Here is a 16061-nt window from a genome sequence, read left to right on the forward strand (position 1 = left end):
GCTGAGGGAGGGGAGCGGCTAGCGCACGAGGCCCGTGAAGACCGGCAGCGCCCATCGCGGCGGGGCGGGCGGGGGTTCGGCCGTGGGGGACCACGTGCTGACGCGGCGGTCCACCTGCGTCGGAGGGTGGTCGTCCCGGACGCCGCCGCGCGCCGCCGCGCGCAGGGCCGCCACGAACTGGAGGCACGAGTCGTAGCGGTCGTCCGGGCTCTTGGCCAGCGCCTTGGCCAGTACGTCGGTCATCGCCGCCGGGAGTTCGGGGCGCAGTCCGGTCAGGGGCGGGGGCGGGTCGAACTGGTGGGCCCACAGCAGCGCCATGTCGTCGTCGCGCTGGAACGGCGGCAGACCGGTCAGGGTCTCCTGGACGACGCAGGCGAGGCTGTAGACGTCGCACCTGCCGTCGACCGGGCGGCCGGAGATCTGCTCGGGCGCCACATAGTCGAGCGTCCCGACGAACTGGCCCACGGACGTGAACCCGGTCAGCGACAACGACTTCTTCGTCAGGCCGAAGTCGGTGAGGTAGACGTGCTCGGGGTGGTCGCTGTCCGTTCCCGCCGCGACCAGGATGTTGCCGGGCTTCACGTCCCGGTGCACCAGGTCGTGGTCATGGGCGGCGTCGAGCGCGGACGCGACCTGCGAGGCGATCCGTACCGCCGTCCCCACGGGCAGCGGCCCCTCGCGGTCGATGAGCGCGCGCAGGTCCTGGCCCGCGACGAAGCGCATGGCGATGTAGAGGATGCCCTCGGTCTCGCCGGCCTCGAAGACGGGCACGATGTGCGGATGGTCGATCGCGGCGGCGACGCGCGACTCGTGCGTGAACCGCTGACGGAAGGTGTCGTTACGGGCGAGTTCGGGGGCGAGCAGCTTGAGCGCGACCGTGCGGTCGAGGCGTAGATCCATGGCTCGGTAGACGACGGCCATGCCGCCCCGGCCGATCTCGCTCTCCACGCGGTATCCGGCGATCTGCCGCCCGAGCAGATCGGACGGGCGGCCGACGGGCAGCTGCGGATCGTTCGCCATCACCGCTCACCTGGCGCGCGGGCGCTGCGCTCGCGTTCGGCCGGGACGTGGCCGTTCAGCTCTTCCGGGTCCACGATCCGGGTCGGCTCGGCGGCGTTCGGGGTCGGGGTCGGGGTGCGTGTGGGGGTGGGGGTCTGGCTCGGGGCCGGGGGTGCTCCGGAGGCGTTCTCGTGCGGGCCGGAGTCGGTCGTGTCGCCCTCCGGGCCGGTGTCGGCGACGTCCTCGGCCGGCCCCGAGTCGGCGACCTCTGCCGGGTCCACGACGCGCGTGGGTTCCGGGTCCACGACGCGCGTGGGTTCCGGGTCCGCGGCCCGAGCGGGCGAGGGCGCCGGTGTCGCCCCGCTCGGCCGCCCCGGTCCCGCCCCCGCCGCGTACGTGCTCAACTGCGTACCGTCGCAGTACACCCAGCGCTCGTGCTCGGCGTCGTACAGCCACACCGCCTCGCCGTCGACGACCATCCCGACCCGCAGCCCCCGCGTCCGGCGCTGGAACGTCTCCCCGTCGATGCGCTCCTCGGCCAGTTCCTGTGCGGCGCGCCGGTACTGGCCCGCCGCCTCCTCGACGCGGGCCATCAGCGGCCGCGGATCCGCCGTGCGGGCCATGGGCTTCCCGGCCTCCGGCGGGTCGCGCGGCACGGCGACGAGCAGGCGACCGTCGACCCATGCCGACCAGCCGTTGGCGCATACGATCCGGCCCCAGTCCGCGCGCCGGTCGACCAGTTCGACCGGGAGCAGCGGGTCGAGCGGCTGGGTGGGCCGGTTGACGTCCGGCTCCTCCCAGGCGGGCATCCCGTCCGGGGGCACGACATGGGTGGGGCGGAACTCCGGTGTCGCCATGGGCGCCTCTCCGCTGTCTTTCCGCTACTTCCGCATGATCGCGGGCCGCTGTCTTTCCCCTACTTCCGCATGATCACTTCCGCATGATCGTGGGCTCGTGCCGGCGCAGCAGCCGTGCGACGGCGATTCCGAAGACGACCGAGAGCACGACCAGCATCCCCATGTTGAGCAGCCACACCCCGGTGGAGTGTTCGAACAGGGGGTCGCTGGTCAGCTTCCCCGGCACGATCCGGGACAGACCGACCGTGCCCGCCATCGCGCCCATCGCCCAGCGCGACGGGACCAGCCACGACAACTGCTCGATTCCGGGCACCCCGTGCAGCTTGAGCAGCGCACCGCAGAACACGACCTGGATGATCGCGATCAGCACCAGGAGCGGCATGGTGACCTCCTCCTTGCGCACCAGGGCGGACACGAGCAGCCCGAGCATCATCGCCGTGAACGACAGGAGCGCCACGGTCAGCGTGATCTCCACCAGCGGAGGCATCAACACCCCCTTGCCGCCCGGCGCGTTGAGGTCGACACCGACGAGCCCGACCAGCGTCAGGACGACGGCCTGAAGGACCGTGATGGTGCCGAGGACGACGACCTTGGACATCAGATACGCGGATCTGGACAGCCCGACGGCACGTTCCCGCTGGTAGATCACCCGCTCCTTCACCAGCTCGCGCACGGCGTTGGCGGCGCCCGTGAGTACACCGCCCACACACAGGAGGAGCAGCGCGTTCATCGCCGACTCCTGCGTGAGGCGGCTGCCGGCCAGCGCACGCACCATCGCACCCATCACGAACGGCAGCGCGATCATGATGGCGAGGAACGTCCGGTCGGCGCCGAGCGCGGCCGCGTACCGGCGTACGAGCGTCCACAGCTGCGCGCCCCAGCTCCGCGTCCTCGGCGGCGGGGCCACCTCCGCCGACGGAGCGTTCGGCAGCCGGGGCTGCGCCGTGGAGTTCACGATGTACTGACGGTGGAACAGGGACGAGTTGTAGTCCTCCGCCCAGCCGCGGTCCCGGTCGTTCTCGAAGGCCTCGAACGCCTCCGGCCACTCCTCGAAACCGAAGAACCCGAGCGCGTCCACCGGAGGCCCGTAGAACGCGATCTTCCCTCCGGGGGCGAGGACCAGCAGCCGGTCGCACACCTCCAGGCTGAGGACGCTGTGGGTGACGACGATGACGGTCCGCCCGTCGTCGGCGAGGCCGCGCAGCATGTTCATCACCGATCGGTCCATGCCCGGGTCAAGCCCGGACGTCGGCTCGTCGAGGAAGAGCAGCGACGGCTTCGTGAGCAGTTCGAGGGCGACGCTCACGCGCTTGCGCTGACCGCCGGAGAGGCTGTGGATCGGCTGCGTCGCCCGCTGTTCGAGGCCCAGCTCGCGGACGACCTCGTCGACGCGGTCGCGCCGCTCGGACCGTTCGGTGTCCTGCGGGAAGCGGAGTTCGGCCGCGTAGCCGAGGGCCCGGTGCACGGTCAGCTGGGAGTGCAGGATGTCGTCCTGCGGTACGAGCCCGATGCGCTGGCGCAGCTCGGCGTAGTCGCGGTACAGGTCGCGGCCGTCGTAGAGGACCGTGCCCTGGTCGGCGGGGCGCAGCCCGGTCAGCGCGTTGAGCAGCGTGGACTTGCCCGCGCCGCTCGGGCCCACGACGGCGAGCAGACACTTCTCCCCGACGGGGAACGAGACGTGATCCAGCAGCGTCTTGCGGCCCCGGTCCACCGTGACCGCAAGGCCCTGGACGTCGAGCGAGACCTCGCCGGTGTCGACGAACTCCTGCAGCGTGTCGCCGACCAGGCAGAACGCGGAGTGGCCGATGCCCACGATGTCCCCGGGCGAGACCCGGGCGCGGGAGACCGGCGCGCCGTTGAGGTAGGTGCCGTTGTGCGAGCCGAGGTCCACGATCTCGTACGTGCCGTCGGGCTGGGCCCGCAGCTCCGCGTGGCGTCGGGAGACGATCAGGTCGTCCACGACGAGGTCGTTGTCGGCGTTGCGGCCGATGTGCACGGTGCGGGCGGGCAGCGGCCGCACGGTCGTCGGCTGCCGGAACGTGCCGGTCGCGCCCGGCATGGAGACGGACGAGGGCCGTTCGGCGGCGCGGGGCGTCGCTGCCACCGAATCAAGTACGTGGTCCGGGATGCGGTCCGGTACCTGATCCGCCAAGTGTTCCGTCACGGGCTTGGGCGGCGGCGGTGGCTCATGGCCGACCAGCACGGCGCGCGGCCCGTCCGCGGGGTGACCGAACCGGATGACCGTGCCGGGTCCCACCCCCGACTCGTGGATGCGCCTGCCCCCGGTGTACGTCCCGTTCGTACTGTCCTCGTCCTCCAGAGACCAGTGGTCGGCGACGGGCCGGAGGACCGCGTGGTGCCACGAGACGCGGACATCGTCGATGACGATGTCACTCAGGGGATCGCGGCCGACGTGGTAGTCCCGGCTCGGGCTCATCACCGTGGGTCCGGCTTCGGTTTCGAGCACAAGCTCGGGCGCGGTCGGCGAGACTGGCCGCTCTGACATGTTCGAATTCTATCGATGTGCTCTGGTATGCGCCTGATCGGACGACTGCCCCCGCCGCGCACAGGCCCCGCACAGGCCGGTCTCAGCCCGGACTCAGCTCGTTAAGAGAGCTCTCAGACTCCGTCCGTACGGTGCGGGGCATGGTTACGAAGACTGATGACGAGACGGCCGAGACCGCTGAGGCCACCACCACCGAGGCCACCGAGGCTGCTGCCGAGAATGCTGAGGCCATTAAGGTCACCAAGGAGGCTGAAGCCACCGATGCCGTCGAGGCTTCCGAGGACACGAACACGGACACGGACGGGGACGCGGACGCGGATCTCGACGACGAGCCGTTCGCGCCCGCCGCGCCCGTGGAGGACTCCTCCGGTGCGGGACAGGGCGCCGGCGCCGTCGTCTCCGCCGCACTGGGCGTCGTCGCGCTCAGCGGCAGCTGGGTCGCGACCGTCGCCTCGGCCCGCGAGTCCCTGATCGGCCAGCTCCAGACCTCGCAGGGCGCGAGCGTCGCCAAGCAGGTTTCCGAGGTCTACGGCGACTCGTGGCACGCCACCGCCCTGGTCGGCGGAATCTTCGCCCTGCTCGCGCTGATCGTCGGCGCGGTCGTCCTGGCCAGGCCCGCGTTCGGCGCCCCGGGCAAGCCGCAGGCCGTGTGGATCAAGTCGGTCGCCTGGGCGGGCGTCTCCCTCGGCATCCTCGGTCTCCTGCTCGCCGTCGCGAAGTACACCGACATCCTGATGGCGCTCCCCTCGGCCTCTTCCTGAGTCGTTCCTCGGGGGTACCTCAGGCGCCTCAGGCCGGTCTGAGGACCTCTGAGGAATCTCTGAGTTACGTCTAAGGCACCCCGTACCCGGAACATGCGGCACTCTCCCGATGTGGTGGACCCCCCTGGGAGACGAGTGTTGAGGCATCGCGGAAAGCGAAGCCGAGACCCACTCGCCACCAGGGAGCACCAGATGTACGAGTACGAGATCCACCAGATCCGCGCCGCCGAACTGGTCCGCCAGGCCGAGCACAACCGCCTGGTCCGTGAGGCCCGCGAAGCCCGGCGCAACCGGCGCGCGGAGCGCCGCGCCGCCTCAGCCGGCCAGGACACGGAGGGGCGGGTGAACAGTCCGCGCTCACGCCGCTCCCGTTTCGCACGCGCGGCCTGACGATGAAGGCGGAGCCGAGGGAGGGCCACACGGGTGTGGTCCTCCCTTTCCACTTCAACGCGGCTGACAGGCCCATCGGCGCAACCGCCCCGCGCCCGGCTCCGCCCTCGGAGATAACGGGTGCCGCGGTGTCGGACCCTTGTGCGATGCTCCCCCCTGTGGAGACCAGGTGCGTCAGCCCGGTGTTCGTCGGCCGCACCGGCGAACTGGGCGTACTCAGCAAGGCGCTCGCCCGTGCCACCACGGGGGAGCCGCAGGCCATGCTGCTCGGCGGGGAGGCGGGGGTCGGCAAGACCCGTCTCGTCGAGGAGTTCGCGCTCGCCGCAGGCCGCGAGGGCGCCGTCGTCGCGCTCGGCGGCTGCGTCGAGATCGGTGCGGACGGGCTTCCGTTCGCCCCCTTCTCGACCGCTCTGCGGGCCCTGCGCCGGCTGCTGCCCGAGGAGTTCGTCGCGGCGGCCGCCGGACAGGAGACCGAACTCGCGCGGCTCCTGCCCGAACTCTCCCCGGCGCCGACCGGACGCGACGGACGCCACGACGAGGAGAGCATGGCCCGGCTCTTCGAGCTGACGGCCCGTCTCCTGGAGCGCGTCGCCGCTGACCGCACCGTCCTCGTCATCCTGGAGGACCTCCACTGGGCCGACGCCTCCACCCGCCACCTCCTCTCCTATCTCTTCCGTACGCTGCGCAGCGGCCGCCTCGTCATCGTGGCCACCTACCGCGCCGATGACATCCACCGCCGCCACCCCCTGCGCCCGCTCCTCGCCGAACTCGACCGCCTGCGTACCGTCACCCGCCTCGAACTCGACCGCTTCAGCCGCGACGAGGTGTCCCGCCAGATCGCCGGGATCTTCGCGGCCGAGCCCGAACAGGCCCAGGTCGACGACATCTTCGAGCGCTCCGACGGCAACGCGTTCTTCGTCGAGGAACTGGCCGTCGCCACCAGCGAGGGCAGCTGCGCCGGCCTGTCCGAGACGCTGCGCGACGTGCTCCTCGTCCGCGTCGAGAGTCTTCCCGACGACGCGCAGCGCGTGGCCAGGATCGTCGCCGAGGGCGGCTCCACCGTCGAGTACGCGCTGCTCGCCGCCGTCGCCCGGCTCGGCGAGGACGAACTGATCGAGGCCCTGCGCGCCGCCGTCGGCGCCAACATCCTGCTCGCCACCCCCGACGGGGACGGCTACCGCTTCCGCCACTCCCTGGTCCGCGAGGCCGTCGGCGACGACCTGCTGCCCGGCGAACGCTCCCGCCTCAGCCGCCGCTACGCCGAGGCGCTCGAGGCCGACCCCTCGCTCGTCCGCGCCGACGAACGCATCACGCGCCTGGCGAGCTACTGGTACCACGCCCACGACCCGGCGAAGGCACTGCCGGCCGTCCTCGACGCGTCCGTCGAGGCCCGCCGCCGGCACGCCTACTCCGAGCAACTGCGGCTCCTGGAACGGGCGATGAACCTCTGGGACGAGACCCCCGAGGACATCCGCGCCGCACTGCGCCCCGTCGACTACACCGAGGTCTATCCGCCCCCACTGCCTAAAAGGCGTGGGGGGACCCCCAGCGGCTGCGACCCCGCGACCACGCCCCTGCGCTATCTCGATCTGATGGCCGAGGCCGCCGTCGCGGGCCGTCTGTGCGGCGAACGCGAACGCGCCCTGAAAATCATCAAACGCGCCCTGCGCCTCATCGACGACTCCGACGCCGAGCAGGACCCTCTGCGCGCCGCCTGGTTCTGGATCCAGCGCTCCCGTCTCGTCCCGTCCCTCGGCCGCGGCGACGGCTGGGCCGAGATCGCCACCGCCCAGGAACTCGTACGCGGACTGCCGCCGTCCGAGGTGCACGCCGAGGTCCTCACCAACGTCGCCTCCTGGGGCATGCTCCACAACCCCGGCGAGGAGACCCTGGCCGCCGCCGAACGGGCCGTCGAATACGCCCGCATGGTCAAGGCCGAGGACATCGAGCTGAACGCCAGGCTCACTCTCGGCGGCCTCCTCGTCGACGCGGGCGAGACCGACCGCGGCTTCGCCGAGATGTACGCCGTCCGTGACCGGGTCGTCGAGATCGGCCTCGTTCCGCAGATCGGCCGCGTCCACATCAACTTCTCCTCCGTCCTGGAGGGCGCGGGCCGCTCCCTCGAGTCCGTGACCGTCGCCGAGTCGGGCATGGAACTGTGCCGCCGGTACGGCCTCCTCGAGGCGGAGGGCTGGGTCCTGACGAACCTGGCCGAGTCCCTCACCTCCCTGGGCCGCTGGACCGAGGCCACCGCCGTCGTCGACACGGCACTGCGGTCCTCCGCCCTGAGCGCCAAGCCCCGCGGCACGGCGGCCACCCGCCTCGCGGCCGTCGCTCTCGGCCGCGGCGACCACATCGAGGCGGCCGCCCAGCTCACCGCCGCCCGTGCCCACTACGGCACCCACGACACCATGCCCCAGTACACCCTGCCGCAGTCCGCCCTCACGGTGGGCATCGCGGCGGCCGTCGGCGGCACCCAGGGACTCCTCGACGCCCGCGCCGAACTCGCCCGCGTCGTCGCCGAGGGCATCCCGCCGAGCCACCAGCGCTACGTCTGGCCTCTCCTCGTCGCGGCGGCCGTCGCCGAGGCCGACGCGCGGGGCCTGCCGGCCGCGGAGCCCGGCCGCGCCGCAGCCGTCGACCGCATCCGCACGGCCGCCAAGCGCGTGGCCACCCCCATGCCCGTGTGGCTCGCCCACGAACAGTGGCTCCGCGCCGAACTCCTGCGCGCCGAAGGCCGCGACACCCCTGACGACTGGTCCCATCCCCTCACCGCCTTCGAGTCGCTCGACCGCCCCTACGACCTCGCCCGCGTCCGCTTCCGCGCCGCGGAATCCCTCCTCGCGTCCGCCGCCACGTTCGACGACGAGCGGGAGCGGGCCACGGAACTGCTGCGGCTCGCCGGAGCCGTCGCCGGCCACCTCGGAGCGCGCCCGCTCACCGAAGCGGTCGCCCTCCTCGCGCAGCGTGCCCGCCTCACCCTGAACCCCGCCGCACCACGCCCCCAGATCCCTGCCGACCCCGCCGAGGAACTCGGCCTGACCAGCCGCGAACGCGACGTCCTGCGCCTCGTCGCCGCCGGACGCAGCAACCGCCGGATTGCCGAGGAGCTCTTCATCTCCCCGAAGACGGCGAGCGTTCATGTCTCCAACATCCTCGCCAAGCTCGGCGTAGCCGGCCGCGGCGAGGCAGCCGCCCTGGCCCACCGCCTGAGGCTGTTCGCGCCGACGGGCTGATCACGAAGGGGGAAAATTCGCGCTGTCGTACGCTGGAATGAGGTTTCGGCCACCCGGAGGCGCCGTGTTCAACATGTTCGACGAGCTGTTCTCGCCCGGCCGCAAGCACACCAACGAGGAGCGCAAGCGGCTGGAGCTGACCCGCGTCGACCTCAACGACGGCGACCCGGGCCGCGGCCCCATAGACCTCACCTCCGGCAAGGTGGTGGTCCGCGTCCCCCACCAGACCCCACCGGAGCCGACGGAGGGACCGGAGACAGCGGCGACGGAGCCGCCCGAGTCGGCCGAGCCGGCCCCCGAGGCGAGCGCGACCCCAACGACCGACCCCGGCCGCGACCCGAGTCACGACTCCGCGCCCCATCCCGACCCCACCGCCCCCTCCGACGACGAGACCTGAGCGCTACCGCTCCCGCACTGCCAGGGACAGGCCCCCTCAGGACACCTCCAGCTCCAGAATCCGGTCGTCGCCCTTCCGTGGCCTGCCTCTCGAGTCCGTGTTGCTCGTCGTCAGCCACAGCTTGTTCCCGCCCGCGGCGACCACCGTCCGCAGCCTCCCGTACCTGCCCTGCTCGGTCGCGTCGTCGATGAGGAAGGACTCTGGCTCGGCCGCCACCTGCGCCCCCTTCAGGGGGATCCGCCACAGCCGCTCGCCCCTCAGGCCCGCCATCCAGACCGAGCCCTCCGCGTAGGCGATGCCGCTCGGAGAAGCCTCGGACGTGTGCCACACGGCCACCGGATCGTGGAACCCGGAATTGCCGCTCTTGCCCTCCACATCGGGCCAGCCGTAGTTGTCACCCGGCACGATCAGGTTGAGCTCGTCCCACGTGTCCTGGCCGAACTCCGACGCCCACAGCCGCTTGTCCTTGTCCCAGGCGAGCCCCTGCACGTTGCGGTGACCGTACGTATAGACCACGGAGTCACCGAAGGGGTTTCCTGGCGCCGGTCTGCCGTCCGGGGTCATCCGGAGGATCTTGCCGCCCGGGGACTTCTTGTCCTGGGCGTACTTCTTCACGTAAGTCTCGCCCGTGCCCACGTAGAGCAGCTTGTCCGGGCCGAACGCAATGCGCCCGCCGTTGTGGTTCGAGCCCTTCGGGATGCCCGTGAACACCGTCTCGGGCGCGCCCAGTTGATCGCCGGGCGGCTTCTTCGCGTCGTACCTCATCTGCACGATGCGGTTGTCGGACTTCGCGGTGAAGTACGCGTAGAGCCAGTGGTCGGAGGCGAACGACGGGGAGAGGACCAGGCCGAGCAGTCCGCCCTCGCCGCCGGGGACCACCCCGGGCACGGTGCCGACCTCGGTCTTCTTGCCGGTCTGCGTATCGACCCGCGTGATCGTCGCCTCGTCCCGCGAGGACACCAGCAGGCCACCGCCGCCCGGCAGCGGGGCAAGGCCCCAGGGGGAATTCAGGCCCTCGGCGACCGTGCGCACCACCTTCACCGAGCCCTCCGCCGGAGCGTTGCCGCCCCCCGCGCCCCCGGAAGCGGACGTGCCCGGTTCGGACGAGCCGGGGGAGGTGCTGTGCCGGCTGTCCGACGGGCCGTCGTCACCCGAGGAACACCCCGCCGTGAACAGGATCGAGGCGCAGGCCAACACGGCCAACACGGGCTGCACACCTGGACGTTGCACGATCGGATCCCCTCGACGCTGCGGACTGGGCTGCTCTTCTGCGCTGCGGTTCTCCTGTTCATACACCGCAGCCACCCCGCAGGTTCCCGATGAACCCCGACGCGTTCGGACCAACCTGCTCCGCCCGCCGCTCGCACAGCCCCGAAGAACAAGCACCCCGAGCCTCAGTCCCAAGACCCCCGAGCCCGCGGCAGCCCCCCGATCTCCGCCACGTCACGGTCAGTGAGCCGCAGCTGCGCAGCCTCCGCGTTCTGCGCCGCCCAGCGCTCCCGCTTGGCACCCGGCACCGGCACCACATGCCGCCCGCGCCCCAGCACCCACGCCAGCGCCACCTGCGCCGGAGTCACCCCTTCCCCGTGCCGCGCGGCGATCCGGCGCAGGCCCGCCACGATCGGCTGGTTGGCCGCCATCATCTCCGCGGTGAACCGGGGATGCCGGGCCCGCAGATCGTCCGGTTCGAAGCCCTGCCCGGGCGTCAGCGTGCCCGTGAGGAAGCCGTTGCCCAGAGGCATCGCGGCGAGGAACCCCACGCCCCGTGTCTCGCACCACGGCAGCAGTGTCTCCAGGGCCTCGGGTGACCACACCGAGAGCTCGGCCTCGACCGCGCTGACCGGGAACACCTGCTGCACCCGCTCCAGTTGCCGGATCGTTCCCGCATGCAGCCCGGCCCTGCCCCGCCGCGTCGCCCGCGCCCCCACCGCGCACAGCCCGAGCGCCCGCACCTTTCCCGCGCCCACGAGCTCCGCCATGGCGCCCCACGTCTCCTCGACGGGCACCTCGGGGTCGGCGCGGTGCAACTGGTACAGATCGATCGTGTCCGTCTGGAGCCGCCGCAGCGACGCGTCGCAGGCCCGCTTCACATACCCGGGCCGGCCGTTGGCGACGATGTGCTGCTCACCGACGAGCAGCCCGCACTTGGTCGACACGAAGGCGTCGCCGCGGCGCTCCTTCAGGACCCGTCCGAGCAGCAACTCGTTCGTGAACGGCCCGTACATGTCCGCCGTGTCCAGCAGGGTCGACCCCCGGTCCAGCGCGGCATGCACGGTGCGTACGGACTCGTCCCCCCGCTGCCGCGAGCCGGTATAGGCCCAGCTCATCGGCATGCACCCGAGTCCGATCGCGCCCACCTCGAGCGCTGCCGCCCCGATCGTCCTGCGCTCCACCTGGAAGTAACCTCCCCCTGCGAGTTCGAGAGGCACCCAAACTAACCTCTGGGACCCGGCCCGCCGCGCACAGCCCACCTCCCATTAGCCTCCTGACCATGAGTGCTGAGGTATCCGCCGACGTATGGCTCCCGTTCCGTGAGGACGAGGTCCCCGGGCTTCCCGAGGGGCTCAACTATTGCTTCTGGGACGGCGGCCCCGACTTCCCCGCCGACCCGGCCGACTGCGCCTTCTACGTGGTCCCCTACATGAAGGGCGCGGACGTCGGCGTACGGCCCATGGCCGAGATGACGTCCGTACGGGCCGTACAGACGCTCTCCGCCGGCGTCGACCACGTACAGGGAGGCCTCAAGTCGCTCCCGTCGGGCGTGCGGCTGTGCAACGCGCGCGGTGTGCACGAGGCGAGCACCGCCGAGCTCACCCTCGCCCTGATCCTGGCGTCCCTGAGGGGCATCCCGGGCTTCGTGCGAGGACAGGAGAGCGAGGAGTGGCGCTCCGGCTTCTATCCGGCGCTCGCCGACAAGAACGTACTGATCATCGGGTACGGGTCGATCGGCTCCGCCATCGAGGACCGGCTCGCTCCCTTCGAGTGCGCGCGGGTGGTGCGCGTCGCACGCTCCGCCCGCACGACCGCACGCGGCCTCGTGCACCCGCTCACCGAACTGCCCGCCCTGCTCCCCGACGCGGACGTGGTGATCCTTTCGACGCCGCTCAACGAGGCGACGCGAGGCCTCGCGAACGCAGCCTTCCTGGCACGACTCAAGGACGGCGCCCTCCTCGTGAACGTCGCGCGCGGGGCCGTCGTGGACACCGAGGCGCTCCTGACCGAACTGGAGAGCGGCCGGATCACCGCCGCCCTCGACGTCACCGATCCCGAACCCCTGCCCCAGGGGCACCCGCTGTGGCACGCTCCGGGAGTACTCGTCAGCCCGCACGTAGGCGGCTCCACATCCGCCTTCTGGCCGCGGGCCAAGCGCCTGCTCGCCGCGCAGCTGACCCGGTTCGCGGCGGGAGAACCGCTCGAGAACGTCGTCCTGACGACGGACTGAGGGCGGGCTCCACAGAGGCCCATCCGCCGCCTCCCGGCCCGACTTCACATGCCCCCGCACACGCTCCGCGCCCGGCCGGATGCGCCCCGTGCGCGCATCGCCGCTGGTCGTCACGGAGAGTAGAGACACTATGTCCCTGAGTGACGAGTCTGGTGTATCGTCCCGACTGGGGCAGCGCCGTGGAGAGTTCGGCGCCGGGGACCGACCGGGACTGTGAGGGGGGCGACGGGCGATGCACGGCCAATGGGCTGACGATCCGACGCGGCGGGGCCGCCGGCGGCGACCCGCGCGCGCACCGGTCCGCACAAGCCGGCCCAGCTGCCACGGCGGCCGCAGGGGCGGACGCCACAGGAGCGGCGGACGCCGGAGGCCTCAAGCAGAGCACGGACACCGGGACACGGGGGCGGCACGGACCGGAGTGTCCCCGTGAGCGCCCCCGGAATCGTGGTCACCAGCCGCCGCCTGTTTCAGCGCGGAGGGGCCGGCCTCGGCTCTCAGCTCACGCTCGCGCTCCTGTGCGCCGGGTACGCCACCGGGTCCGTGCTCGGCTGGGGATCCGACCGACTCGCCCTGTTCATGGGCGACTTCGGACTCAGCGCCGCCGCCGCGGTCGCCGCCGTGTCGAACTACGCGTACGCACGCAGCCGGCACAGCCGCTTTCGACCGGCCTGGATCCTGTTCGCGGTCTCCTCCGCCATGGCCTCCCTGGGAAACGGGGTGTGGGGCTGGTACGAGGTCGTCCTCCAGCGCCCGGTGCCGACCCCGAGCCTCGCCGACCTCTTCTTCCTGTGCTTCGCACCGCCCGCCATCGTCGGACTGCTCGTCCTCGCCAAGCGGCCCTTCACCAAGGCCGGGTGGGTCTGTCTCGCGCTCGACTCCTGGCTCATCGCCGGCTCGCTGATCACGCTGTCCTGGAGCCTCGCCCTCGCGCACACCGCGCGGTTCGAGGGGCAGAGCGTCACCCGTACCGCGCTCTCCCTCGCGTACCCGCTCCTCGACATCGTGCTCGTCAGCATGGTGCTCGCGCTGCACTTCCGCCGTTCGCCCGGCAACCGCACGGCGGTGAACACCGCGATCGGCGCGCTCGCCCTGACCGTGATGTGCGATGCCTTGTTCACCTCGCCCCTGCTGCACGCGAGTTACCACTCGGGGGAGATCCTCGACGCCGGCTGGTTCGCCGGATCGCTGCTGCTCGCGTACGCGCCCTGGGTGGGGCCGCGGCGCGGGGAGCACGGCGGAGGGCCCGCGTTCACGCGCTACCAGGTCACCCGCCCCATCTCCGGATCGCTCGCGGCGCTCACGCCCTATCTGGCCGCCGCCGTCTGCACGTTGGGGATTCTCTACAACGTCCTGAACGGCCACAGGGTGGACCGCGTGGTCCTCTTCACGGCATGCACCGTCGTCCTGGCCCTCGTCGTGCGCCAGGGCATCATGCTCCTCGACAACATCACCCTCACCCAGGAGCTGGCGCAGAAGGAGAACCACTTCCGCTCCCTGGTGCAGGGCTCCAGCGACGTCATCATGATCGCCGCTCCGAACGGCATCCTCAGATACGTCAGCCCGGCCGCCGCCGGGGTCTACGGGCGCGACGCCGAGGAACTCGTCGGGTCCGAGCTCGCCTCGATCATCCATCCCGAGGACCTCGGGCGCGTGGTCCACGAGCTGCGCCGCTTCCTCGCGGCGAGCCAGATCGAGGAGCCCACGACCCGTATCGAGTGCCGCTTCCGCTCCGGTGCCGGAGCCTGGCTGAACGTGGAGTCGACGGTGAACCGCCACCACGGCGGCCTCATCCTCAACAGCCGGGACGTCACCGAACGGGTGCGTCTGCAGGCGCAGTTGCAGCACAACGCCGAGCACGACCCGCTCACCGACCTGCCCAACCGCGCCCTGTTCACCAAGCGGGTCGGCCGCGCGCTGGGAGGCCGCCGCGCCACCGACCACGGCACGGCCGTCCTCTTCATCGACCTCGACGGCTTCAAACAGGTCAACGACACCATCGGCCACCAGGCGGGCGACGAGCTCCTCGTCCAGGCCGCCCGGCGGCTGGCCGAATCCGTGCGCTCGGGAGACACCGCCGCCCGTCTGGGAGGCGACGAGTTCGCGGCGCTGGTCGTCGGCGACGGAAGCCGCGACGACACCGCACGTGAGCAGCACATCTACGAGCTCGCGGACCGCCTCAGGATCACCCTCTCCCAGCCGTACACCATCGACGGCAACGATGTCCGGGTGGCCGCCTCCATCGGTGTCGCCTTCGCCGAACCCGACGTATCCGCAGGCGAGTTGCTGCGCAACGCGGACCTGGCGATGTACCGGGCGAAGGCCGCCGGAAAGGGCCGGGTGGAGCTGTACGCGCCCCAGATGCAGGCCGACGTCGTGCGCAAGGCGGAGCTCGCCACGCGGCTGCGCACCGCCCTGCACGAGGGTGAGTTCGCCCTGCTGCACCAGCCGGTGGTCTCCCTGGACACGGGCCGGATCACGTCGGTCGCCGCGCAGGCCCGCTGGCGCTCGACCCAGGGCATCCTGTTCACGCCCGCCGAGTTCCTGCGCACCGCAGAGGAGGGCGAGCGCACCGCCGAGCTCGGCCGCTGGATGCTGGAGGAGGCCGTCGAGCAGGCCGCCGAGCGCGGGCGCCGAGGCCATGCCGTACCCGTGGCCGTCCGGATCAGCGCCCGCAGGCTCCTCGACCGGTCGCTGCCTCTCGGCTCCATCGAGGCGCTCCTGACCCGGCACGGGCTGCCCTCGGGCGCGCTGGTCATCGAGCTGGCCGACAGTGAACCCAGGGTGCCCCTGGACGAGCTGGAACGCCGTCTCACCGCGCTGCGCCGACTGGGTATCCGGATCGCCCTCGACGGCTTCGGCAGCGGATACGCGGCCATCACGGCGCTGCGCAGGCTCCCTGTCGATGTGCTGAGACTCGACCGCAGCCTCGTGGAAGGGGTGGTGGAGTCCGCCCGTCTGCACAAGATCACCAGTGGTCTGCTGCGCATCGCCGGCGACCTCGGCCTGAGTTCCGTGGCCGACGGCGTCGACCTGCCCGAGCAGGTCGTCGCACTGCGCTCCATGGGATGCACACATGGACAGGGGATGGCCTTCTCCGGGCCGCTCGACGAGTACCGGCTGCGCCGCGCGCTGGCCTCGGGGAACTACCCGGTGCCGAGCGGTCCGGCCGAGCCGGTGTTCGCGGGCGCACCGTTGCCGTCCGGCCGGACGACCCTGCTCCGCTCACATAATGAGACCCCCGTCCCACCTACTTGACACGCATAGCGCGCCGGAGAGAGGGTCAATGCCATGCGCACCCGAATTCTCGTACTTGGAAAGCGCGTCGGCTGAAGCTGGGGCCCACCGGTCCGAACACCGGATCCCAGCTACCGCACCCGGCGCGCTCCCCTCGCTTGCCTCACGGCACGAGGGGTTTTTTGTTGCACAAGCGCGTGTAGTCCAGTAACTGAACACCGCACAAACCTCGCAAAAAC

At 71.6% G+C, this 16061-nt stretch carries 11 protein-coding genes; 6 read left to right on the top strand and 5 right to left on the bottom strand.

Annotated features, from left to right (window positions below; genetic code table 11):
* Window positions 1–18: 18 nt before the first annotated feature.
* The 3 genes from ACY0PA_RS29055 to ACY0PA_RS29065 form a co-directional block, all read right to left on the bottom strand.
* Window positions 19–1020, bottom strand: coding sequence for a serine/threonine-protein kinase (locus ACY0PA_RS29055; RefSeq protein ID WP_473080508.1), 1002 nt, complete (start codon window positions 1018–1020; stop codon window positions 19–21).
* Entirely contained in the window at window positions 1020–1856 is an 837-nt protein-coding gene (locus tag ACY0PA_RS29060) for a hypothetical protein (RefSeq protein WP_473080509.1), read from the bottom strand. Before ACY0PA_RS29060 ends, ACY0PA_RS29055 begins: the two co-directional genes overlap by 1 nt.
* 73 nt (window positions 1857–1929) lie before the next feature.
* On the bottom strand, window positions 1930–4362 hold the full coding sequence (locus ACY0PA_RS29065) for an FHA domain-containing protein (RefSeq protein ID WP_473080510.1): 2433 nt from the start codon (window positions 4360–4362) through the stop codon (window positions 1930–1932).
* A gap of 140 nt (window positions 4363–4502) precedes the next feature.
* Here ACY0PA_RS29065 and ACY0PA_RS29070 point away from each other — a divergent pair, with 140 nt between their 5' ends.
* The 4 genes from ACY0PA_RS29070 (at window position 4503) to ACY0PA_RS29085 (ending at window position 9146) form a co-directional block, all read left to right on the top strand.
* The gene (locus ACY0PA_RS29070) at window positions 4503–5123 is read left to right on the top strand and encodes a hypothetical protein (protein WP_473080511.1); all 621 of its coding nucleotides are present in this window, start codon (window positions 4503–4505) and stop codon (window positions 5121–5123) included.
* 192 nt (window positions 5124–5315) lie between these two features.
* A complete protein-coding gene (locus ACY0PA_RS29075) occupies window positions 5316–5513 on the top strand; it encodes a hypothetical protein (RefSeq protein WP_100594979.1) in 198 nt (65 codons plus the stop codon).
* A gap of 146 nt (window positions 5514–5659) precedes the next feature.
* On the top strand, window positions 5660–8749 hold the full coding sequence (locus ACY0PA_RS29080; RefSeq protein WP_473080512.1) for a helix-turn-helix transcriptional regulator: 3090 nt from the start codon (window positions 5660–5662) through the stop codon (window positions 8747–8749).
* A gap of 73 nt (window positions 8750–8822) precedes the next feature.
* On the top strand, window positions 8823–9146 hold the full coding sequence (locus tag ACY0PA_RS29085) for a DUF6191 domain-containing protein (RefSeq protein ID WP_473086469.1): 324 nt from the start codon (window positions 8823–8825) through the stop codon (window positions 9144–9146).
* A 36-nt stretch (window positions 9147–9182) separates the two neighbouring features.
* Here ACY0PA_RS29085 and ACY0PA_RS29090 read toward each other — a convergent pair whose 3' ends face one another.
* Together ACY0PA_RS29090 and ACY0PA_RS29095 are read right to left on the bottom strand one after the other, a co-directional pair.
* On the bottom strand, window positions 9183–10361 hold the full coding sequence (locus ACY0PA_RS29090) for a PQQ-dependent sugar dehydrogenase (RefSeq protein ID WP_473080513.1): 1179 nt from the start codon (window positions 10359–10361) through the stop codon (window positions 9183–9185).
* A gap of 179 nt (window positions 10362–10540) precedes the next feature.
* Window positions 10541–11539 (bottom strand): aldo/keto reductase, encoded by a 999-nt coding sequence (locus tag ACY0PA_RS29095; protein ID WP_473086470.1) that lies wholly within the window; start codon window positions 11537–11539, stop codon window positions 10541–10543.
* A 98-nt stretch (window positions 11540–11637) separates the two neighbouring features.
* On the opposite strand from ACY0PA_RS29095, the gene ACY0PA_RS29100 reads away from it, so the two are divergent.
* Together ACY0PA_RS29100 and ACY0PA_RS29105 are read left to right on the top strand one after the other, a co-directional pair.
* Window positions 11638–12588: a 2-hydroxyacid dehydrogenase gene (locus ACY0PA_RS29100; protein ID WP_473080514.1), complete on the top strand. Its 951-nt coding sequence runs from the start codon at window positions 11638–11640 to the stop codon at window positions 12586–12588.
* 426 nt (window positions 12589–13014) lie between these two features.
* A complete protein-coding gene (locus ACY0PA_RS29105) occupies window positions 13015–15843 on the top strand; it encodes a putative bifunctional diguanylate cyclase/phosphodiesterase (protein WP_473080515.1) in 2829 nt (942 codons plus the stop codon).
* The last annotated feature ends 218 nt before the right edge of the window (window positions 15844–16061 follow it).

It is taken from the genome of Streptomyces sp. DS1-CR2 (assembly GCF_055760475.1).